This window comes from Ancylobacter sp. FA202, from assembly GCF_000380205.1.
GTDB lineage: Bacteria > Pseudomonadota > Alphaproteobacteria > Rhizobiales > Xanthobacteraceae > Ancylobacter.
The window spans coordinates 940010-959968 of sequence record NZ_KB904818.1 but is presented as its reverse complement, the minus strand read 5'-3'; the positions used below and the strand labels follow the sequence as shown (position 1 = coordinate 959968).

At 67.4% G+C, this 19959-nt stretch carries 14 protein-coding genes and 1 pseudogene; 3 read left to right on the top strand and 12 right to left on the bottom strand.

Features of this window, described 5'->3' with window-relative positions; translation table 11 throughout:
* Positions 1-63 precede the first annotated feature (63 nt).
* Positions 64-1992, bottom strand: a complete 1929-nt coding sequence (locus A3M1_RS0104310) for a propionyl-CoA synthetase (RefSeq protein ID WP_018387731.1) — start codon at positions 1990-1992, stop codon at positions 64-66.
* A 329-nt stretch (positions 1993-2321) separates the two neighbouring features.
* Positions 2322-2498, bottom strand: coding sequence for a YdcH family protein (locus A3M1_RS25750; protein WP_018387730.1), 177 nt, complete (start codon positions 2496-2498; stop codon positions 2322-2324).
* Between the two features lie 209 nt (positions 2499-2707).
* On the opposite strand from A3M1_RS25750, the gene A3M1_RS0104300 reads away from it, so the two are divergent.
* Positions 2708-2914, top strand: a complete 207-nt coding sequence (locus tag A3M1_RS0104300; RefSeq protein ID WP_018387729.1) for a YdcH family protein — start codon at positions 2708-2710, stop codon at positions 2912-2914.
* Between the two features lie 123 nt (positions 2915-3037).
* On the opposite strand, the gene A3M1_RS0104295 is transcribed toward A3M1_RS0104300, so the two are convergent.
* Together A3M1_RS0104295 and A3M1_RS0104290 are read right to left on the bottom strand one after the other, a co-directional pair.
* A complete protein-coding gene (locus A3M1_RS0104295) occupies positions 3038-3523 on the bottom strand; it encodes a peroxiredoxin (protein WP_018387728.1) in 486 nt (161 codons plus the stop codon).
* A 134-nt stretch (positions 3524-3657) separates the two neighbouring features.
* The gene (locus A3M1_RS0104290; RefSeq protein ID WP_018387727.1) at positions 3658-4518 is read right to left on the bottom strand and encodes a protein-disulfide reductase DsbD domain-containing protein; all 861 of its coding nucleotides are present in this window, start codon (positions 4516-4518) and stop codon (positions 3658-3660) included.
* 129 nt (positions 4519-4647) lie between these two features.
* Here A3M1_RS0104290 and A3M1_RS0104285 point away from each other — a divergent pair, with 129 nt between their 5' ends.
* A complete protein-coding gene (locus A3M1_RS0104285) occupies positions 4648-5274 on the top strand; it encodes a YqgE/AlgH family protein (protein ID WP_018387726.1) in 627 nt (208 codons plus the stop codon).
* 53 nt (positions 5275-5327) lie between these two features.
* Here A3M1_RS0104285 and A3M1_RS0104280 read toward each other — a convergent pair whose 3' ends face one another.
* From A3M1_RS0104280 to A3M1_RS0104270, 3 genes are all read right to left on the bottom strand, one after another.
* The gene (locus A3M1_RS0104280; RefSeq protein ID WP_245261859.1) at positions 5328-8393 is read right to left on the bottom strand and encodes an EAL domain-containing protein; all 3066 of its coding nucleotides are present in this window, start codon (positions 8391-8393) and stop codon (positions 5328-5330) included.
* A 288-nt stretch (positions 8394-8681) separates the two neighbouring features.
* Positions 8682-9719, bottom strand: coding sequence for a tetratricopeptide repeat protein (locus A3M1_RS0104275; protein ID WP_018387724.1), 1038 nt, complete (start codon positions 9717-9719; stop codon positions 8682-8684).
* Positions 9719-10378, bottom strand: a complete 660-nt coding sequence (locus tag A3M1_RS0104270) for a thiamine phosphate synthase (RefSeq protein ID WP_018387723.1) — start codon at positions 10376-10378, stop codon at positions 9719-9721. Before A3M1_RS0104270 ends, A3M1_RS0104275 begins: the two co-directional genes overlap by 1 nt.
* Positions 10379-10674: 296 nt before the next feature.
* Between A3M1_RS0104270 and A3M1_RS0104265 the strand changes: the two genes are divergently transcribed.
* Positions 10675-13170, top strand: coding sequence for a carbohydrate-binding protein (locus tag A3M1_RS0104265; protein ID WP_018387722.1), 2496 nt, complete (start codon positions 10675-10677; stop codon positions 13168-13170).
* Between the two features lie 78 nt (positions 13171-13248).
* On the opposite strand, the pseudogene pstB reads toward A3M1_RS0104265, so the two are convergent.
* From pstB to tkt, 5 genes and pseudogenes are all read right to left on the bottom strand, one after another.
* Positions 13249-14096, bottom strand: a pseudogene (gene pstB, locus A3M1_RS24925) (phosphate ABC transporter ATP-binding protein PstB).
* A gap of 160 nt (positions 14097-14256) precedes the next feature.
* A complete protein-coding gene (locus A3M1_RS0104255) occupies positions 14257-15279 on the bottom strand; it encodes a class I fructose-bisphosphate aldolase (RefSeq protein ID WP_018387719.1) in 1023 nt (340 codons plus the stop codon).
* Positions 15280-15407: 128 nt separating this feature from the next.
* Positions 15408-16607, bottom strand: coding sequence for a phosphoglycerate kinase (gene pgk / locus A3M1_RS0104250; RefSeq protein ID WP_018387718.1), 1200 nt, complete (start codon positions 16605-16607; stop codon positions 15408-15410).
* Positions 16608-16686: 79 nt separating this feature from the next.
* On the bottom strand, positions 16687-17697 hold the full coding sequence (gene gap, locus A3M1_RS0104245; protein WP_018387717.1) for a type I glyceraldehyde-3-phosphate dehydrogenase: 1011 nt from the start codon (positions 17695-17697) through the stop codon (positions 16687-16689).
* Between the two features lie 155 nt (positions 17698-17852).
* Positions 17853-19844: a transketolase gene (gene tkt, locus A3M1_RS0104240; RefSeq protein WP_018387716.1), complete on the bottom strand. Its 1992-nt coding sequence runs from the start codon at positions 19842-19844 to the stop codon at positions 17853-17855.
* Between the last annotated feature and the right edge of the window lie 115 nt (positions 19845-19959).

Sequence of the window (19959 nt, the reverse complement as noted above, 5' to 3'; positions counted from 1 at the left end):
GCGCGCGGCCTGAAGGATCAAAGCCCGGGGCGCAGGCTCCCGGGCTTTTTCGTAAGTGGGCGCCTACGCGGCCGTCACCTTGGCGAGGCCGCGGGCGCCTAGTGCCAAGGCGATCTCGTCGAGGGCGGCCGGGTCATCGATGGTCGCGGGCATGTTCCACGGCTCGGCATCGGCGATCTTCTTCATCGTGCCGCGCAGAATCTTGCCGGAGCGCGTCTTGGGCAGGCGGTTGACGGTGATGGCGAGGCGGAAGGCTGCCACCGGGCCGATCCGCTCGCGCACCAGCGCCACGATCTCCGCCTCGATATCGGCCGGCGAGCGGGCCACCCCCGCCTTCAGCACCACGAAGCCACATGGCACCTCGCCCTTCAGCTCGTCGTGAATGCCGATAACAGCGCATTCCGCGACATCGGCATGGGCGGCGAGCACTTCCTCCATGCCGCCGGTGGAGAGGCGGTGGCCGGCGACATTGATGATGTCGTCGGTGCGGCCCATGATGAAGAGCTGGCCATTGGCATCGGTGAAGCCGGCATCCGCCGTCTTGTAGTAGCCGGGGTAATCGACGAGGTAGCTCTCGCGAAAGCGCTCGTCCTGCCGCCACAGCGTCGGCAGGCAGCCGGGCGGCAGCGGCAGCTTGATGGCGATGGAGCCCATGCGGTCGGGGCCCACGGGGTGGCCGCCCTCGTCGAGAATGTCGACCTGGTAGCCCGGCATCGGCACGCCCGTTGAGCCGACGCGGATCGGCAGGGCGCCGAGGCCGACCGGGTTGCCGGCGATGGCCCATCCGGTTTCTGTCTGCCACCAGTGATCGACCACCGGCACACCGAGCCGGGCCTTGGCCCATTCCACCGTGTCGGGGTCTGCCCGCTCGCCGGCGAGGAAAAGGGTGCGCAGGCTGGAGCGGTCATAATCGCCCATCAGCCGCCCTTCCGGGTCTTCCTTCTTGATGGCGCGCAGGGCGGTGGGGGCGGTGAACAGCACCGCCACCCGGTATTCTTCGATCACCCGCCAGAAGGCGCCGGCATCCGGCGTGCCCACGGGCTTGCCCTCGTAAAGGACGGTGGTGCAGCCGGCGAGCAGTGGGGCGTAGACGATGTAGGAATGGCCGACCACCCAGCCGATATCGGAGGCCGACCAGTAGACCTCACCCGGGCGCACATCATACAGGCCCTCCATCGACCAGCGCAGTGCCACCATGTAGCCGCCGCTGTCGCGCACCACGCCCTTGGGCTTTCCGGTCGTGCCCGAGGTGTAGAGGACGTAGAGCGGATCGGTGGCTTCCACCGGCACGCACGCCGCCCGCTGGCCGGCGGCGAGGGCGGCTTCGCGCCGTGTGGCCCAGTCATGATCGCGGCCGGGTGCGAGGTTCGCCTCCACCTGCGGGCGCTGGAAGATCAGGCAGGCATCGGGCTTGTGCTTCGCCATGGTTAAGGCGAGGTCGAGCAGCGGCTTATAGTGGACGACACGCGAGGGCTCGATGCCGCAGGAGGCGGAGAGCACGACCTTGGGCTGGGCGTCCTCGATGCGGCTGGCAAGCTCGGCAGCGGCGAAACCGCCGAACACCACCGAATGCACCGCACCGATGCGGGCGCAGGCCAGCATGGCGAACATGGCTTCGGGGATCATCGGCATGTAGATGACGACGCGGTCGCCCTTGCCGACGCCGAGCGCACGCAGCACGCCAGCGAGCACGCTCACCTCGTCTTTCAGCTCGGCATAGGTAATGCTGCGCTTGGCCCCGGCGACCGGGCTGTCATAGAAAATCGCCGGCTGCGCGCCGCGCCCGGCGGCAACATGCCGATCCACCGCATTGTGGCAGACATTGGTGGTCCAGCCGGGAAACCAGCGGCCATAAATGCCCTGCGAGGCATCAAAGGTGCGCTCGCCTTCCGACGTCCAGTCGATGGCGCCGGCGGCTTCGCGCCAGAAGCCTTCGGGGTCGTGAATGGAACGTGCGTGCATGTCGGGGTAGCGGCTGGCGGGACCGGGCATCGCGGGCGTCTCCCTGAGGAACGTTCTTGTCGGGTAGCGTTTTTATTGGCCCGAGATTTCGCCTTTCGCGACGGTCTGGCAAGACGCTGAAATGCTTACGCCCTTCGTCTGGTTTGTCCCGAACAAGACGTCTGGACGCACAAAAGCGAACCGCCGGCAAAATGCCGGCGGCCGGGTCTTGCATCCAATCAATGGAAGGTCGTGAATTCAGGCCGGCACAGCCATAACACGCCGATCCGATGGCATCGATCGGCTCGACGAACAGCCCTCAAACTCGGTGAGACAAAGGCTCGTCCGATCCGCATGTCTCAGCCTGATCGGCACTGGCTCTAGTGCAGCGTCGCGCCCTTGCAGCGGGCGATTTCGTCCTTGAGGATCAGCTTGCGCCGTTTGAGGTCGGCAATGCGGGTGTCGTCCGTCGCGGGGCGGGTAATCTCTTCCCGCAACTGCTTCTCGAGTGCCTGATGGCGACGTTCCAACTCGGCAACATGCGACTGCATGGTCATGGACAGTATCTCCTGTCTTCCGAAGCGAACGTCATCAGTCTGTCACGAGAGGCACGGGCTGTCGATGAAAGGATGTGCTGCACTGCAGCGTGGTAACGGGAGGGGCGGGCTGCCCCGCTGTTGCGGCCGGCGCGCAGGGCGGCGATACTCTTTTCGGACCCCGGCCGTTCCGGGGATGAGTCGGTTTTCGGGTCGGGCGTTTGACACAGATGACGGCGGATGAGGAACGCGAGCTCCTGGCTCACCTCGAGCGCTTGCGGCAGGAGCACCGTGATCTGGATGTCGCGATCCAGGCACTGCAGGATATGCCGGGCAGCGACCAGCTTCAGCTTGCCCGTTTCAAGAAGCGCAAGCTGCAGCTGCGCGACCGCATCGGCTATATCGAGGATCAGATCTGCCCCGACATCATCGCCTGAGCGGCGGGAAGTGCCGGGACGGGGCGCGCGCTGCCGACCCGGAGGGGGCGGCTTTTGCGGGGCGCTCCGACCCGCGATCCCGGCGCGAGGGCTACGCCATCGGCCGGGACCAGCGTCGATCGATCAGAACTGCGTGAGCAGCACGTCGGCGTTGGTCTTGTCTGCCTTGCTCGGCACGTCCTCGACATTGAGGATCAGCACCTCGCCATCGTCGACCAGCATCGAATAGCGCTTGGAGCGCACGCCGAGGCCGGCGCCGGAGGCATCGAAATCGAGGCCGACCGCCTTGGCGAACTCGGCATTGCCGTCCGACAGGAAGACGATCTTGCCATTGGCATTGGACGCCTTTTCCCAGGCTGCCATGACGAAGGGATCGTTCACCGCCGTCACCGCAATGGTGCTCACGCCCTTGGCGAGGATTTCCTCGGCGCGGGCGATGAAGCTCGGCAGGTGGTTCTTGTGGCAGGTGGGCGTGAAGGCGCCGGGAACGGCGAACAGCACGACCTTCTTGTTCTTGAAGAGCTCATCGGTGGATTTCGGCACCGGGCCGTCCTCCGTGGCCACGCGGAAAGTGACGCTGGGGAGCTGGTCGCCAACCTTGATCGTCATGGGTGTTTCCTTCTCTTACGGCGGAAAATGTGGGACCGGAACCCGCCGAGGTACCGTGCAGACCGGCGCCCGCCGCGACAGGCGGGTCCGATCGGACGGTACCATACCGATTTCCCGCGGGGCGGGAAGCGGGTTCAGCGGGCGGAAAGGGGGGCGTCCACCTCGACGGCGCGGTCGCCATCGACGAGGGTGAAGCGCAGACGGGCGGTGGTGACATCCGCGCCCTTGGGAACCCCATCGACCGGCAGCACGAAAACGGTTTGCCCGTCGGCACCGGTTTCGCGCGCCGGCAGCGGCAGCGCCCAGCCCTCGTCCGGCCCCTCGACGAACAGATCAGCCGTGGCGGCGTGGTCGACATGGGTCACGATTCGGAGGACGGCGCCGTCAGAGGCGTGATGCAGCTCGGCCGTGGCGATGCCCGGCTCGCCCGTGGCGCCGAGGCCTTCTGCGCCCAGGGCGGCGGGGCGCGGAACGCTCGCCAGCGCCTGTGCCAGGGCAGCGGAGGGTGCGCTGGTGTCGCCAGCCGACAGGGCCAGATCGAGCGCGGCATTGGCCGGCTGGCAGATTTTGCCGCAGACGGCGAAATCGAGGTTCAGCTTCAGTTCGACGGGCTGCGTGCGGTCCTTCGGCGTGATGCGCAGCGGCAGGAGCACATCGTGCTTGTAGCCGATGGAGAACGAGCCGCCATCATCGAACCGCGACGGTGCCGGCCAAAGCACCTCGACAGCCTCGACATTGCGCGAACCGCTCCAATCAAAATGCGGCGGCACCCCACTGTCGCCGGGATAGCGCCAATAGGTCTTGAGGCCGGGGGGCAGGCGGATTTCGACGCCGCCCATCAAGGCGCCGTCCTGGCTACCGCCCGCGACGAGGCGCGCCGCAGTGCCCTCGGGGGCCGACCAGGCGGACATGTCGCCGGCAAGGGCCGAACCCGCGAGGGGCACGAGCGCGAGCGAGCACAGAGTGAGGTGACGCAGACGGCACAGCATGGCCATGGCGATAGCCTCTCCACTCGCGAGGGGGAAGTCGCGCGGGGCGCACTTTCGTGTGAGGCCGCGCCGGCCGGCCGGTCGACATAAGCGGGCGGGCTTGAAAATGCCCCGGCGGGGATTAGGCTTCTCTTCATGTGGATCGGACGCGAGCGCCCCCGAAGTCCCGACGCCCCCGCCGGCGGGACCTTTCTTGACGGACAGATGCTGGTCGCCATGCCGGGCATGCGCGACGAGCGTTTCGCCCGCGCGGTGATCTATCTGTGTGCACACTCGCCGGAAGGGGCGATGGGCATTGTGGTCAACCAGCCGGCCAGCCACGTGAATTTTCCCGATCTTCTGGTCCAGCTCGACGTCATTCCGCAAGACGAGCGCATCCATCTGCCGCGCAGCGCCGGCGGGGTGAAGGTGCTGCGCGGAGGACCGGTGGAGACCGGGCGCGGCTTCGTGCTGCACACCGCCGATTTCTTCATCCAGGATTCGACCCTGCCGATCGACGACGGCATCTGCCTGACAGCGACGCTCGACATTCTCCGAGCGATGGCCACCGGCAGCGGGCCGGCCAGCGCGATGCTGGCGTTGGGCTATGCCGGCTGGGCGCCGGGGCAGCTCGAAAACGAGATCCAGCAGAATGGCTGGCTGCATTGCCCGGCCGATCCGACGCTGGTGTTCGAGGCCGAGGCCGGGGAGAAATACGATCTGGCCCTGCGCAAGATCGGCATCGACCCTCGCATGCTCTCCAGCGAGGCCGGCCACGCCTGAGCCCACACGTGGCCAGGGCTCTGCGGCCAGCGCTCCGGCGCCTACCTTCAGTTTCAGGCTTGCGTGGTCGGCACGGACGCCGGCGTGACAGAGGATGAGGCTGCCGGGCGGGCGGCCGCCTGTGAGTCTGCCGCAGCAGAGGTCGGCTGAGCGGCGGCACGCTGCGCGGCTTCGGCGGCGCTGGCGGGCCGTGCAGCGGCGGCCAGAGGGGTGGTGGCCGAGCCTGTGCCTGCACGGGCGCCGCGCGACAGTTGGCGCCCACGTTCGAGCAGGGAGGTGGGCGGCTGCTCGGGCTGCAGGCGCTTGCGGGCCTCGTCAGTGGTCAGCGCCTCGCCGAAGAAGCGACCCTGGCCATAGCGGCAGCCCAGCTTGCCCAGCGCGGCGGCGACCTGCTCGGTTTCGACACCCTCGGCGATGATGTCCATGCCGAGATCCTGCGCCATATTGACGATGGTGCGCAGGATGACGGGGCGCTGCGCCTTGTTGCCGCTGCGGCCCAGCGCCTTGGTGAAGGTGCGGTCGACCTTGATGCTGTCGAAGGGAAAGCGCTGGAGATAGGCGAGCGCCGAATAGCCGGAGCCGAAATCTTCCAGCGTCAGGCCAGCGTCGAGCTCGCGCATGCGCAGGAGGATCTGCGCCGTGTATTCTGGATTCTCCATCGCCAGCGATTCGGAGAGTTCCAGCTTCAGCGTGCCCGGGGCGACGACATTGCGGGCGAGCACGGCCTTGAGGTCCTGCAGCATGTCGTGGCGCAGCATCTGGCGCGAGGAGATGTTGACCGAGACGAAGATCGGCTCACCGCGCAGGGTCCGCTGCCACACGCCGAGCTGCCGGGCCGCGCTGTCGAGCACGAAAAGGCCGAGATCGACGATCAGCCCCGATTCTTCGGCAAGGCCGAGGAAGTCGTCGGCGGCCAAGGCCCCCATCGTGGGGTGCTGCCAGCGCATCACCGTTTCAAAGCCGGCGATCCGGCGCGTCGCGAGGTCGACGATGGGCTGGTAGAGAACGCTGATCTCGCCACGTTGCAGCGCCTGGCGCAGGTCCTGCTCCATCGTCAGCCGGTCGAGCTTCTGCGTCCGCATATTGGGCCGGAACACTTCGATGCGGTCGCCGCCGACGCGCTTGGCGAAGTACATCGCCAACTCGGCATCCTTCAGCGTCTCCATCGGGGTGCGCTTCTGCCCGTCGGCGAGCAGCAGGCCGATGGAGGCGGTGATGAAGATTTCGCGGTCGCCGAAGGTGATGGGCGCGCGCAGCGTGCGGCGCAGCGTATCGGCGAAGGCGGTGATGCGCTCCGGGTCGCGCTCGGACAGCAGGATCAGGGCGAAATGGTCGCTGCCCAGACGCGCAAGCGTGTCCTGCTGCTTCACGAGGCGCATCAGGCGGCGCGCGACGGTGAGCAGGATCGAGTCGCCCGCCGGCATGCCGAGAGAGGCATTCACCTGCTTGAAGCGGTCGAGGTCGATCAGCATCACCGTCGGGCGGATCTGGTCGTCGCTGCGGGCAAGGCCGGCGGCGCCGGAGACGCGGTCGAGGAACAGCTCGCGATTGGGCAGGCCGGTCAGGTTGTCATGCACCGCGTCGTGCAGCATGCGCTCCTCGGCGGTGCGGCTGTCGGTGACGTCGGAGAGCGTGCCGATGCAGCGAACCACCTCGCCATCTGTGCCGACCACTGGACGCGCGCGCAGGTTGAACCAGAGATAATGGCCGTCATGCGCGCGCAGGCGGAAATCCTGGTCGATGCGCCCGCGCCGCTGGTCCAGCAGTCCGTCCAGCGTGGCGCGGAAGCGGTCGCGGTCACCGGGATGGATGATGTCGAGCCAGCCGGCGGCCTCGGTTTCCAGCGTTCCCTGCTTGAGGCCCAGCATGTGCTCGGCCTCGGGGCTGACATGGATGCGGTCAGTATCGACATCCCAGTCCCAGACAATGTCGCCCGAACCCGCCACCGCCAGCGCCCGCCGCTCCAGTTCCTGCGCACTGCCGGCGACCGAGCCGATGCCGGCGAAGGCGTGCTGCATCACCGTGAACCCGATCAGCATCACGATCAGCACCAGGCCGCCGAGCAGCGCCGGGGCGACGAGATCGTTGCCGATGCGGCCCGACACCGCCATGCCGGCGGTAATCACCCACACCACCAGCAGGAAGAGCGTCGGGATGATCAGCACCGCCCGGTCGTAGCGGTGCAATGCCAGCCACACGACCACGCCGAAGCCCATGAAGGAGACGACCAGCAGCGAAGGCCGGGCAATCCCCGCCGCGGCGGAAGGGTCGAGAAGCGCAAGCCCGACGATGGCGGCGAGGAACACCAGCCAGCCGGCGGTGACATGGGCGTAGCGCACATGCCAGCGATTGAGGTTGAGATAGGCGAACAGGAACACCACCAGCGTCGCGGCAAGGATCGCCTCGCCCGCCGCGCGCCAGAATTGCTGCGCCAGCGGCGAAATGCCGAACACTTTCGACCAGAAGCCGAAATCAAGGCCGATATAGCCCAACACCGCCCAGGCCAGTGCCGCCGCCGCCGGGAACATGGCGCTGCCCTTCACCACGAACAGGATGGTGAGGAAGAGGGCGAGCAGGCCGGCAATGCCGATGACGATGCCGTTATAGAGGGTGAAGCTGTTGACCTTGTCCTTATAGGCCTCCGGCTCCCACAGATAGAGCTGTGGCAGCCCGCCATCGCCAAGCTCGGCCACCAGCGTTACCGTGGTGCCGGGGTCGAGGGTGAGGAAGAACACATCGGCATCCGGCGCGTTCTGCAGCTCCGGGCGGAAGCCCTGGCTCGTCGTCACGTTGAGGATGCGGCGATTGCCGAGGTCCGGCCAGAACACGCCCGAGCCCACCATGCGATAATGCGGGGCGACGATCAGCCGGTCGACCTGTTCATCGGTGTTGTTGGCGAGGGCAAACACCGCCCATTTGCTGCCATTCGGCCCCGTCGCCACCGAGCGCACTTCGATGCGGCGCACGATGCCGTCGGCGCCCGGCACGGTGGAAACCTGGATGCGGTCCGTGTCGCTGGTGCGGCGCTCAATGGCGGGGGCGAGGTCGACGACCGGGGCATCGAGCCGGATGGCCACGGCCTCCAGCGCGCGGGCGCCTGGCATGCCCAGAGCGAGCATCGCGAACAGCAGCGCCGCCGCCACCGCGAACGCCCGGGCGACGGCCGGCCGGCGGGAGGGAAGACGCGGCGTTCCCCGCGACGGCACTGGACGAACAATGAGCAAACGAAATCCCCAGAAGGCTGCCTTGAACGCCGCGCCGCGGGCTCCCGACGGCGAAGCGTCACGATGAGTAACGGTGCCCGGCGGCATGAGCAAGGCGGGAACTCCCCACCCTGAGCCGGCGTCGGCGCGGAAAGAGGGCGCCTGTCCCCGAATTCGGGTCGCGATCAAAACCGCGAAGCATGGCTAATAGGCCGGGGCGGGCGCCCACGGCTTGACGAGTGTCTGCGCCTGCGCCCGCTGTTCGGGCGTGAGCGAGGCAACCAGCTTGTCGAGCATCGGGTCGTCGAGGTTCTGCGCCTTGGCGGCAAGGTGCCAGGCGGCGGCGGCAATCACGTCCTTGGGAGCGCCCCGCCCGGCGGACAGGATACGGGCATAGCGGTTCTGCGCGATGGTGTTTCCCTGCAGCGCCGCCTTGCGGAAAAGCGCGGCCGCGCGCTCCTCATCCTTCGGCACGCCCGTGCCGTTGAAGACCACGATGGCGAGCTCCGTGGTGGCGACGTCGTTGCCGACCTCACTGGCGCGCTGGAGCAGCCGCGCCGACTCGACAGGGTCGCGCGGCACGCCATTGCCGTCGCGATAGAGTGTCGCCAGCGCATAAAGGGCATCCGGCTGGTCTCTCTCAGCCCCGCGCTTGAACCATTCGGCAGCGATGGCCGGCTCCTTCGGCGCCACCTGCCCCTGGAGATAGACGAGCCCGAGATTATAGGCGGCGCGCGCGTTTCCGCTTTCGGCGGCCCGGCGGAAGAAGTCGACCGCCTGGTCTTTGTTGGAGGTCGAGGCGGAGGCCATGAGAATCGCGCCAAGGGTGAAAAGCGCGTCAGGATTGCCCTTCGCCGCCGCCGCTTCGTACCATTTGCGCGCCGCTGTCGGGTCCTGTCGCACACCATAACCCTGGGAGAGCAACTCCGCCGCGAGCACCATGGAGACGGCGTCGCCCTGCGCATTGGCCCGGCTGACGGCGAGATCGAGTGCCGTGCGGTAGCGGCCGCGCTGATAGGCGGTGAAAGCGGGGTCGGGATCGACGCCCAGCGGGGCCTGGGTGCTCGGCGTGCCCAGCCTGGGGCCGGGAGGATTCGGTGCGGCGCGTTTGGCTGCGCCGGGCGCCGTCTCGGTCGCGGACTGCGCCTGTGCCGCGCCCGCCGGGGCGGTCCACGCCAGACACGCCAGCAGCGCGCCGGCCGGGAAGGCCAGGGATCGGCCGGGCGCGCGCGGCGGCCGCATTAGGAAGCGTCCCCGATGGCGGCCAGCCGCTCGGCGAGCGCCCGGGCACCGTCGCGCGGCGCCTCGAAGACCAGCGTATCGACGGCCACGAAGTCGGCTCCGGCAGCGACAAGCGCCGTCACCTCGTCAAGCGTGCGCGCATAGCCAACGCAGGGCGGCTCGAAGACCTGCGCCCACCAGTCGATGCGCTCCAGCGTCGCCTCGAAGGGCGGGCGGCGCCCTTCGGCGTCCGGCTCGCCGAACATCACATAATCGGCACCGTTCTCCGCCGCCGTCATCGCGTCGTGCTTGGTGCGCAGCGCTCCTGCGCCAGCGATGCCGTCGGGACGCAGCGTCGGCGCGGCACTTTTCAGCGCCGAAGCGTCGTCGAAATGGGCGCCGTCGGCTCCAAGAGTGGCAACGAGCGCGACGTTGCCCTCAAGAAGCCCGGCGGCGCCGATGGCGTGGCAGGCATCGAGCAGAGGCCCCATAGCCTGTGCCGCCGCGCCATCGAGGGGGCGCAGAAGCACGGCCGCGATGTCGACCTCCTGAGCGGCCTGGCGGAGCGCCTCGGCCTGCGCCGCGATGCCGGCCGGATCGGCGAGGGACGGCACGAGTACATAGAGGCGGGGCGCCGGTCGAGCCGGCGTGGAATCGGAGCGGGAGGAGGAACGAGCCATCAGGGAACAGTCTTGTGACGAGCCATGGGGAAGCCATCGTGCAGGATGGCGGCGAAAGCACGGCACGCGCGCCAGTCTGTCTAGCGCGCGTGCCCCTCGGCGGTCCAGTGATGGGCCTGGAAGGAGGGAGAGCATCTCTCCGCCTTAATGCGGTAACATTTTAACGGCGTTCTCTCCTCCCGTCATTTCGCGTCAGGCCCGGGCCAGTCTTATCGGCGCACAATGGCGGTGATATTGGTTGGCTGGGCGCCATCGCCCGGCCTGTCGCCGGATCGTTGCTGCCCGTTGGGGGAAACATGCGCCATCATCCTCATCCCATCGCCGCACTTGCGGCGGTTCTCGCCATAAGCGTTACGCCGGCTCTCGCGCAGCAGCCGGCCGCTCCGGCGGCGGCGGCCACGGCCGGCCCGGCTTCCGCCATTCCGCCAGCGCTGGCCTGGCCGCGCAGCTTCGACCTCGGCGACAAGCTGCTGCAGGTCTATCAGCCGATGATCGAGCAATGGAACGGGGACCAGATCTCCGGCCGCGCCGCTGTCGCCATCGGTCCGAAGCCCGACGCCAATGGCGCCTCTTCCACCACGCCCGCCGCCGGCCCGACCTATGGCCTCGCCCGCTTCACCGCGCGTGTGGCGATCGACAAGCCGTCCAAGCTGGCGCAACTGAGCAATATCCGCATCACCTCGGTCGATTTGCCGACCGATTCCTCGCAGGATGCGGTGCTGCTGAACGCGCTGCAGTCGCGCATCTCGCCGCAGGGCATGACCTTCGCCCTTGATCATCTGATGACCAGCTATGCCGCGACCAAGCAACTGGACAAGGAGATGACCCAGCCGGTGGAGAACACGCCCCCGCGCATCATCTTCGCGGACAAGCCTACCCTGCTCGTGCTGGTTGCCGGCCAGCCGGTGCCGCGGCCGGTGGACGGGGTGCCGGGCTTCCAGCGGATCGTCAACACCCAGCCGCTGATGCTGGTCGACGGCGCCGGCCTCTATCACCTTCAGGCCGCCGGCACCTGGTACCAGGCGCCGGCCATTGCGGGGCCATGGACCGTTACCGCTCAGCCGGACCCATCGCTGGAGGCCGCCGGCAGCACGGCGACCTATGAGGAGCCGGCGCAGACCATGCTGCCTGCCAATGGGCAGAAGCCGGCGACGCCCCCGGCGATCCTCGTCTCCACCACGCCGACCGAGCTCGTCATCACAGCCGGTGCGCCGCAGATGACGCCGGTGGGCGGCACCTCGCTGTTGCGCGTGAGCAATGCCGACCACGCGATCATCCTCGATCCCGACAGCAACCAGTATTATGTGCTGATCTCGGGCCGCTGGTTCCGCGCCGCTGGTTTCAATGGCCCATGGAGCTTCGTGCCCGGCACCAGCCTGCCCGCCGGCTTTGCCAAGATTTCGCCGACCGACCCGGCGGCGAATGCGCTGGTCGCGGTGCCCGGCACGCCGCAGGCGAAGGAGGCGGCGATTGCCGCCACCGTGCCCCAGACCGCCACCATCAAGCGCGATACGCAGCTCACCATCAAATATGATGGCGGGTCGCCGAAATTCGAACCGATCAAGGGCACTATCCTGTCCTCAGCGGTGAACACCCGCACGCCGGTGATCCAGCTTGACCCGGCGCGCTATTATGCGCTGTTCCAGGGGGCCTGGTTCGTCTCGGCGACACCGACCGGCCCGTGGCTGGTCGCGGACGTGGTGCCGGACGCGATCTACACCATCCCGGTGTCCTCGCCGCTGCACTACGTCACCTATGTCCGCGTCTACGCCTCGACGGCCGATGTCGTCACGGTTGGCTACACGCCCGGCTATATGGGCGTGGTGATCGAGCCGGGTGGCACGGTGGTCTATGGCACCGGCTACAATTGCGTCGGCTATATCGGCACCTATTGGTATGGCTGCCCCGCCACCTATGGCTATGACGCCGCCTTCGCCTGGACCGACGGCTTCGGCTTCGGCTACGACGCTGCCTTCGGCTGGGGCGCGATGTATCCCTGGTGGGGTCCGTATTGGCGGCCCGGCCCCTGGGGCGGTCCCTGGGCGGGTGTCGACATTGCCCGCACCAACATCTATGGCGCCTGGGGCGGCGCGGCGACCTGGGATCACGCCTGGGGTGTCGGCCCCTATGGCACCGCCTGGGGCGCTAACGCGGTCCATGGCGTGACCGGCTGGGGCACCGATTTCGCCGGCCGCTCCGGCGCCGCCTTCAACCCCTGGACCGGCAATTATGCCGCCGGGCGCTCGGCCGCCTTCTTCAACCCCTACACGGGCGCCCATGGCGAGGCGCGCGCCGGGGTGGCGGGCAATGCCTATACCGGTAACGCCGTCGCCGGCCGCGAATCGGCGGGCTACAACCCGACGACAGGTGTCGGCCATGCGTCGGAGACAGGGGTTGTCGATAATGACGGCCACGTCAGCGTCGACAGCCGCGGCGTCGCTGGCAATGCCAAGACCGGCAATGGCGTGGCCTGGAACAACGGCAACGTCTATACCGACCATGACGGCTCGATTCACCAGTACGACGCCAATAATGGCTGGCAAAGCCAGTCCATCGACGGATGGAAGGCCAACACCGATGCCGACCAGATGGGTCGGCTGGACCAGCAGCGCCAATATCAGGGCTATGGTGACCAGCGCGCCGACAGCTTCGCCCGGGCCGGGGGCTATGACGGTTTCGGCGGCGGAGACCATTATGGTGGCGGCTATGGCGGTGGCTTCCACGACGATTTTGGTGGAGGCGGCGGCTTCCGGGGAGGCTTCGGCGGAGGCTTTGGCGGCGGGCGCCGCTGAAGTCGGATTGTTTATATAGCGACACGTCATCCCCGGCCTAGTGCCGGGGATTTTTTTGCCGCGGAGGGAGGGCGCTGCTCAGCCCATCCGGCCGGAGACGTAACTCAGGGGGCGTTCCTCGCGCGGCTCGGTGAACAGGCGCGCGGTCGGGCCGAATTCGACCAGTTCGCCGAGATAGAGGAAGGCCGTGTAATCGGCGATCCGGGCCGCCTGCTGGAGGTTGTGGGTGATGATGACGAGAGTGCTCACGCTCTTGAGCTCCTCCATCTTCTCCTCGATCTTGGCGGTCGATATCGGGTCGAGCGCCGAGCAGGGTTCGTCGAGCAGGATCACTTCCGGGCGCACCGCCATGGTGCGGGCGAGGCACAGGCACTGCTGTTGGCCACCCGACAGGCTGAGGGCGGAATGGTCGAGCAGGCCGCCAACTTCCTCCCACAGCGCCGCGCGGCGCAGGGCGTCCTCCACACGCTGGTCGAGCTGAGTTTTGGTCAGCTCCTCGTTGAGCCGCATGCCGATCGCGACATTGTCATAGATCGACATCGGAAAAGGGGAGGGCTTCTGCGTGACCATGCCGACCCGCCGGCGCAGCGTCAGCACGTCCACATCGGGGCCGAGAATGTCCTGCCCGTCGAGCAGCACCTGTCCCTCAACATGCTGGTCCTCGTAGAGGTCAGCCATGCGGTTGAGCACCCGCACCAGCGTGGACTTGCCGCAGCCGGAAGGGCCGATCAGTGCCGTCACGCGGTTGGCGTGATGGGGAAGGAAATGTCGTGCAGCGCCGGCGTGGCGCCGAAGCGGAAGCCGACATAGCGGATGTCGAGCTTGACCGGGCTCGGCAATGGCTCGCCGGCGCGGGCGGAGGGATGGGCGAGGCCATGCGCCTCGAAGCCGTCGGGGGTAAGGCTCGTCTTGAGATTGTGTCGCACGCGCGTCTCTCCCATGCCGTGATGCAAGGTTAGAGGCTCGTGCCGTCCGCACCTTGCGCAAGGTCAAGATGGGATGAAAATCTGATCTGTCGAATATAAGCCGACAAAACAAAGACGCCGCCCTGCGGCGGCGTCTTGCATTGCCGAGAAGAGTGGCCGATCAGGCGGCCTTCTGCTGTTCACTCTCGGGCGTCCACTGGCCCAGCGCGGCGAGATAGTTCATCCGGGAGCGGTGCGTGAAGGCCGCTTGGCCGGCAGCGATGTTCTCCGGCTTGCCGGACCAGGCCTTCTGCGGCGCGGCCTGGAGGGCGCGGCCATAGGAGAAGGTGAGGTTCCACGGCAGCCCGCCGCCGCGGATCATGGCGTCGAGATGGGCGGTGGCCTCCTCGTCCGACTGGCCGCCGGAGAGGAAGGCGACGCCGGGGACGGCGCTCGGCACGCAGTTCTTGAGGCAGCGCACGGTCTTGGCCGCCACTTCCTCGACCGAGGCCTGCTTCTGCGCCTTGCGGCCGGCGATGACCATGTTCGGCTTCAGCACCATGCCTTCAAGCTTCACGCGGCCATAGAAGAGCTGCTGGAACACTTCCTTCAGCACCCATTCGGTCACGTCGTAGCAGCGGTCGATGTCGTGATCGCCATCCATCAGGACTTCCGGCTCGACGATCGGCACGATGCCGGCCGCCTGCGCCAGGGCGGCATAGCGGGCGAGCGCCTGCGCATTGGCGAGGATCGAGGTGTAGCTGGGAATGTGCTGGCCGATATCGATCACCGCACGCCACTTCGCGAAGCGGGCGCCGAGGTCGTAATATTCCTTGAAGCGGCCGGCGAGGCCGTCGAGCCCCTCGGTGATGGTCTCGCCGGGGCAACCCGGCTGCGCGTGGGCGCCGAGATCGACCTTGATGCCGGGGATCGAGCCGGCAGCCTCGATGAGCGATACCAGCGGCGTGCCGTCCTTGGCCTTCTGCCGGATGGTTTCGTCGAACAGGATAACGCCGGAGATGTACTGCGTCATCGCCTCGGAGCGGAACAGCATCTCGCGATAATCGCGCCGGTTCTCTTCCGTCGATTCGACGCCGATCGCATCGAAGCGCTTCTTGATGGTGCTGGCGCTCTCATCCGCCGCCAGCAGGCCCTTGCCACCCGCCGCTAGCTTATACGCAACCTCTTCGAGGCTTGCCGTCATGTCTCTCTCTCCCGCGCGAAACTGACCGTCCGGCACCGCGACCGGATCGAACGCGGGGCCGGACCTGTCGGATACTAGCACTGGGCGGCGCGATCCTGAATGACAGGACCGCGCCGCCCAGGCGTCGTTCAACGTCTCAGGGCTTCGACGCCCGGCAGGGGCTTGCCCTCAAGCCATTCGAGGAAGGCGCCGCCCGCCGTCGACACATAGGTGAAGCGGTCCGCCACCCCGGCATGGTTGAGGGCGGCCACCGTGTCGCCGCCGCCCGCTACCGAAAGAAGTCCGCCGGCGTCGGTGAGTTCCGCCGCAGCCTGCGCAACCGCCACCGTCGCGGTGTCGAAAGGCGGCAGTTCGAACGCGCCGAAGGGTCCGTTCCAGACAATGGTCTTCGCGCCTTTCAGCCGGGCGACGACGTTTTCGACCGAGGCCGGGCCGGCGTCGAGCATCATCTCGTCCGGCTTGATGTCATCGACCGAGGCGACGCGGTGCGGCGCGTTGGCCTTGAACTCGGTGGCGGCGAGTGCGTCGACCGGCAGCACGATCTCGCAGCCGGCGGCCTTTGCCTTGTCGAGGATTTCCAGCGCGGTGCCGGCCAGATCGTGTTCGCACAGCGACTTGCCGACATCCTTGCCCTGTGCGGCAAGGAAGGTGTTCGCCATGCCGCCGCCGATCACCAGAATATCGACCTTGGCGACGAGATTGCCCAGCAGGTCGAGCTTGGAGGAGACCTTGGCGCCGCCGACGACGGCGAGCACCGGGCGTTCCGGCTTCTCCAGCGCCTTTGCCAGCGCCTCGATCTCTTCCTGCATGCAGCGTCCGGCAAAGGCCGGCAGCTTGTGGGCGAGACCCTCGGTGGAGGCATGGGCGCGATGGGCGGTGGCGAAGGCGTCGTTGACATAGAGTTCGCCAAGGCCGGCCAGGGCCGCCACGAAGTCCGGGTCGTTCTTTTCTTCGCGCTTGTCGAAACGGGTATTTTCCAGCAGCAGCACGTCGCCGGGCTGCAGCTTGGCGACAGCCGCCTCGGCCACAGGGCCGATAGTGGCGGGGGCGAAGGCGACGGGCTTGCCGAGCCGGCTCGCCACCTCTTGGGCGATGAAGCCCAGCGACAGCGCCGGGTCTTCGCCCTTGGGGCGTCCGAAATGGGCAAGCAGGATCACTTTGCCGCCCTTGTCGGAAATCTCGCGGATTGTGGGCAGCACGGCCTGGATGCGGGTGTCGTCAGTGACGCGGCCATTGTCGACCGGCACGTTAAGATCGACGCGCACGAGCACGCGCTTATTGGCGACGTCGGCGTCGTCGAGGATGCGAAAGGCGGAGGCCTCGCTCATGGTCTTCTCCCTTGGATTGTTGATCTTGGATGCGAAACGGCCGGACCTCCTTGGCGGGAGGCCCGGCCGGGCCGAATGTTCAGATCAGCTTTCCGAGGGCGACCGCCGTGTCGGACATGCGGTTCGAGAAGCCCCATTCATTGTCGTACCAGGACAGTACCCGGACGAAATTGCCTTCCAGCACCTTGGTCTGGTCGAGATGGAAGATCGAGGAATGGGGGTCGTGGTTGAAGTCGGTGGAGACGTTCGGCTGGTCGGTGAAGCCGAGGATGCCCTTGAGCGGACCGCTGGTGGCGGCGGCCTTGATCGCCTCGTTGATCTCCTCCTTCGTCACCTTCTTCTTGGCGACGAACTTGAAATCGACGACCGAGACATTCGGGGTCGGCACGCGGATCGAAGTGCCATCCAGCCGGCCGGCAAGCTCGGGCAGCACGAGGCCGACGGCCTTGGCGGCGCCCGTCGTGGTCGGGATCATCGACAGCGCCGCAGCGCGGGCGCGGTAGAGATCCTTGTGCATGGTGTCCAGCGTCGGCTGGTCGCCGGTGTAGGAATGGATCGTCGTCATGAAGCCGTGGTCGATGCCGACGGCGTCGTTCAGCACCTTGGCCACCGGCGCGAGGCAATTGGTGGTGCAGGAGGCGTTGGAGACGACCAGGTGATCCTTGGTCAGCTTGTCGTGGTTGACGCCGAAGACCACCGTCAGGTCGGCGCCTTCCGCTGGCGCGGAAACCAGCACGCGCTTGGCGCCGGCGGTCAGATGCGCGGCGGCCTTGTCGCGCGCGGTGAAGATGCCGGTGCATTCCAGCGCCACGTCGACGCCGAGCGCCGTGTGCGGCAGCTCGGCCGGATTGCGCACCGCCGTCACCTTGATCGGGCCGCGGCCGACATCGATCGTGTCGCCGTCGACCGTCACCGTGCCGTTGAAGCGGCCATGGACGCTGTCGAAGCGGAAAAGGTGGGCATTGGTCTCGACCGGGCCGAGATCATTGATGGCGACGACTTCGATATCGGTGCGCCCGGACTCGATGATGGCCCGCAGCACATTGCGACCGATGCGTCCAAAGCCGTTGATGGCAACCTTGAGCGTCATGCGTTTAATCCCCAGGTAAGCTTTATCATCACGATCCGCGCGAGGGCCTCATAGCGCGGCGATTGCCAGGACACCAGTCGCTCTTTTGACGCTGCTTGCTGGGCGCAGGGCTGGCGCATTGTGCATGCGCCAGCCGCATAGCTTGTAAGGCGGCTTCAGCGCTTGAGACGGCTGAGCGCGGTCGCCACCACGGCTTCCACGGTGATGCCGAAATGGGCGAACACCTCGGGGGCCGGGCCGGAGGCGCCGAAGCCCCGCATGCCGACAAAGGCGGCGTCGGAGCCGACGATCTCGTCCCAACCCTGGCGGATCAGCGCTTCGACCGCGATCTTGACCGGAGCCGAGCCCACCACCTGACGGCGGCTTTCCTCGGGCTGGTTCAGGAACAGCTCGAAGCACGGCACGGAGACGACGCGGGTCGCCACGCCCTGCGCTTCCAGCTGCTCGCGGGCCTTCATCACCAGCGAGACTTCCGAGCCGGAGGCGAACAGCGTGACCTGCGCCTCGTCGGAGGCGGAGGCCAGCTCATAGGCACCGCGCGCCGTGAGGCAGCGCTCGCTGTCGTCGGTGCGCAGCAGCGGCAGGTTCTGGCGGGTCAGCGCCATCACGCTCGGGCCGGTCTTGTGCTCCAGCGCCAGCTTCCAGGCCTCCGCCGTTTCCACCGTGTCGCAGGGGCGGAAAACGAGGAGGTTCGGAATGGCACGCAGCGCCGCGATCTGCTCGACCGGCTGGTGGGTCGGGCCGTCCTCGCCCACGCCGATCGAATCATGCGTGAACACATAGACCACGCGCACGCCCATCAGCGCCGCAAGGCGGATGGAGGGGCGGCAATAGTCGGAGAAGACGAGGAAGGTGCCGCCATAGGGGATGAAGCCGCCATGCAGGGCGATGCCGTTCATCGCCGCCGCCATGCCGTGCTCGCGGATGCCCCAGTTGATATAGCGGCCGTCATATTTCGGCGGCTCGACATAGACCGAGGTGGCCTTGGTCTTGGTGTTGTTGGAGTGGGTGAGGTCGGCGGAGCCGCCCACCATCTCCGGCAGCGCCGCCGTGAGGGCCTCCAGCACGATCTCGGAGGATTTGCGGGTGGCCACGGCCCCGCCATCGGCGCGGGCCTTGGCGATGACCGCGGCGATCGTCTCGCCCAGCTTGGAGGGAAGGTCGCCGCGGACGCGGCGCTCGAACTCGCCGCGCCGCTCGACATCTACCTCGTTTAGCCGCTGGTTCCAGTTCTTGTGCGCCTGGCGCGAGCGCAGGCCGGCGAGGCGCCAGGCGTCGAGCACGTCGCTGGGGATGACGAAGGGCTCGTACTCCCAGTTCAGGAAGGCGCGGGCAGCGGCGATCTCGGCCGCACCGAGCGGCGCGCCGTGAACGGCGTTGGTACCGCCCTTGTTGGGCGCGCCGTAGCCGATGGTGGTGTGGCAGGCGATCAGCGTCGGCTTGTCGCTGGTCTTGGCGGCCTCCAACGCGGCAAGGATGGCGTCCGGGTCATGGCCGTCGACGCGGGTCGCGTGCCAGCCCGAGGCCTCGAAGCGGGCGAGCTGGTCGGTCGCAACCGAGAGCGCGGTCGAGCCGTCGATGGTGATGTGGTTGTCGTCCCACAGCACGGTGAGCTTGTTCAGCTTCTGCCGGCCGGCGATCTCGATCGCCTCCTCCGAGATGCCTTCCATCAGGCAGCCATCGCCGCAGATGACATAGGTGTGGTGGTCGACCAGATCGGCGCCGAACTGGGCGGCGAGCATGCGCTCACCGAGCGCGAAGCCGACTGAGTTGGCGAGGCCCTGGCCGAGCGGGCCAGTGGTGGTCTCGATGCCAACCGTATGGCCATATTCCGGGTGGCCGGGCGTGCGCGAGCCGAGCTGGCGGAAATTCTTGATGTCGTCGATCGACATGCCCTCATAGCCCGTGAGGTAGAGCAGGGCGTAGATGAGCATCGAGCCGTGGCCGGCGGAGAGGATGAAGCGGTCGCGGTCCGGCCAGTGCGGATCGGTCGGGTCGTATTTCAACACCTTGCCGAACAGGACGGTGGCGACGTCCGCCATTCCCATGGGCATGCCCGGATGGCCGGAATTGGCGGCTTCGACGGCATCCATGGCCAGTGCCCGAATGGCATTGGCCATGCGATCGTGCTTCTCGCGATTTGACATGAGGACGGATGTCTCCGAGGCAGATGGGTTGCTGTGTCAGGGCGCGACGTTTCGAGGCCGCAGGCCGGGCGGCGTTGCTCCCGGGCGGGCCAGCTCAGCATGCGGGCGGGGGCCG

Excerpts from the sequence above, each read along its gene's own strand:
- A3M1_RS0104290 (WP_018387727.1), bottom strand. The coding sequence starts at position 4,518 with ATGGCCATGCTGTGCCGTCTGCGTCACCTCACTCTGTGCTCGCTCGCG.
- A3M1_RS0104295 (WP_018387728.1), bottom strand. The coding sequence starts at position 3,523 with ATGACGATCAAGGTTGGCGACCAGCTCCCCAGCGTCACTTTCCGCGTG.
- A3M1_RS0104310 (WP_018387731.1), bottom strand. The coding sequence starts at position 1,992 with ATGCCCGGTCCCGCCAGCCGCTACCCCGACATGCACGCACGTTCCATT.
- pgk (WP_018387718.1), bottom strand. The coding sequence starts at position 16,607 with ATGAGCGAGGCCTCCGCCTTTCGCATCCTCGACGACGCCGACGTCGCC.
- A3M1_RS0104255 (WP_018387719.1), bottom strand. The coding sequence starts at position 15,279 with ATGACGGCAAGCCTCGAAGAGGTTGCGTATAAGCTAGCGGCGGGTGGC.
- A3M1_RS0104270 (WP_018387723.1), bottom strand. The coding sequence starts at position 10,378 with ATGGCTCGTTCCTCCTCCCGCTCCGATTCCACGCCGGCTCGACCGGCG.
- gap (WP_018387717.1), bottom strand. The coding sequence starts at position 17,697 with ATGACGCTCAAGGTTGCCATCAACGGCTTTGGACGCATCGGTCGCAAT.
- A3M1_RS0104285 (WP_018387726.1), top strand. The coding sequence starts at position 4,648 with ATGTGGATCGGACGCGAGCGCCCCCGAAGTCCCGACGCCCCCGCCGGC.
- tkt (WP_018387716.1), bottom strand. The coding sequence starts at position 19,844 with ATGTCAAATCGCGAGAAGCACGATCGCATGGCCAATGCCATTCGGGCA.
- A3M1_RS0104300 (WP_018387729.1), top strand. The coding sequence starts at position 2,708 with ATGACGGCGGATGAGGAACGCGAGCTCCTGGCTCACCTCGAGCGCTTG.
- A3M1_RS0104265 (WP_018387722.1), top strand. The coding sequence starts at position 10,675 with ATGCGCCATCATCCTCATCCCATCGCCGCACTTGCGGCGGTTCTCGCC.
- A3M1_RS0104280 (WP_245261859.1), bottom strand. The coding sequence starts at position 8,393 with ATGCTCGCTCTGGGCATGCCAGGCGCCCGCGCGCTGGAGGCCGTGGCC.
- A3M1_RS25750 (WP_018387730.1), bottom strand. The coding sequence starts at position 2,498 with ATGACCATGCAGTCGCATGTTGCCGAGTTGGAACGTCGCCATCAGGCA.
- A3M1_RS0104275 (WP_018387724.1), bottom strand. The coding sequence starts at position 9,719 with ATGCGGCCGCCGCGCGCGCCCGGCCGATCCCTGGCCTTCCCGGCCGGC.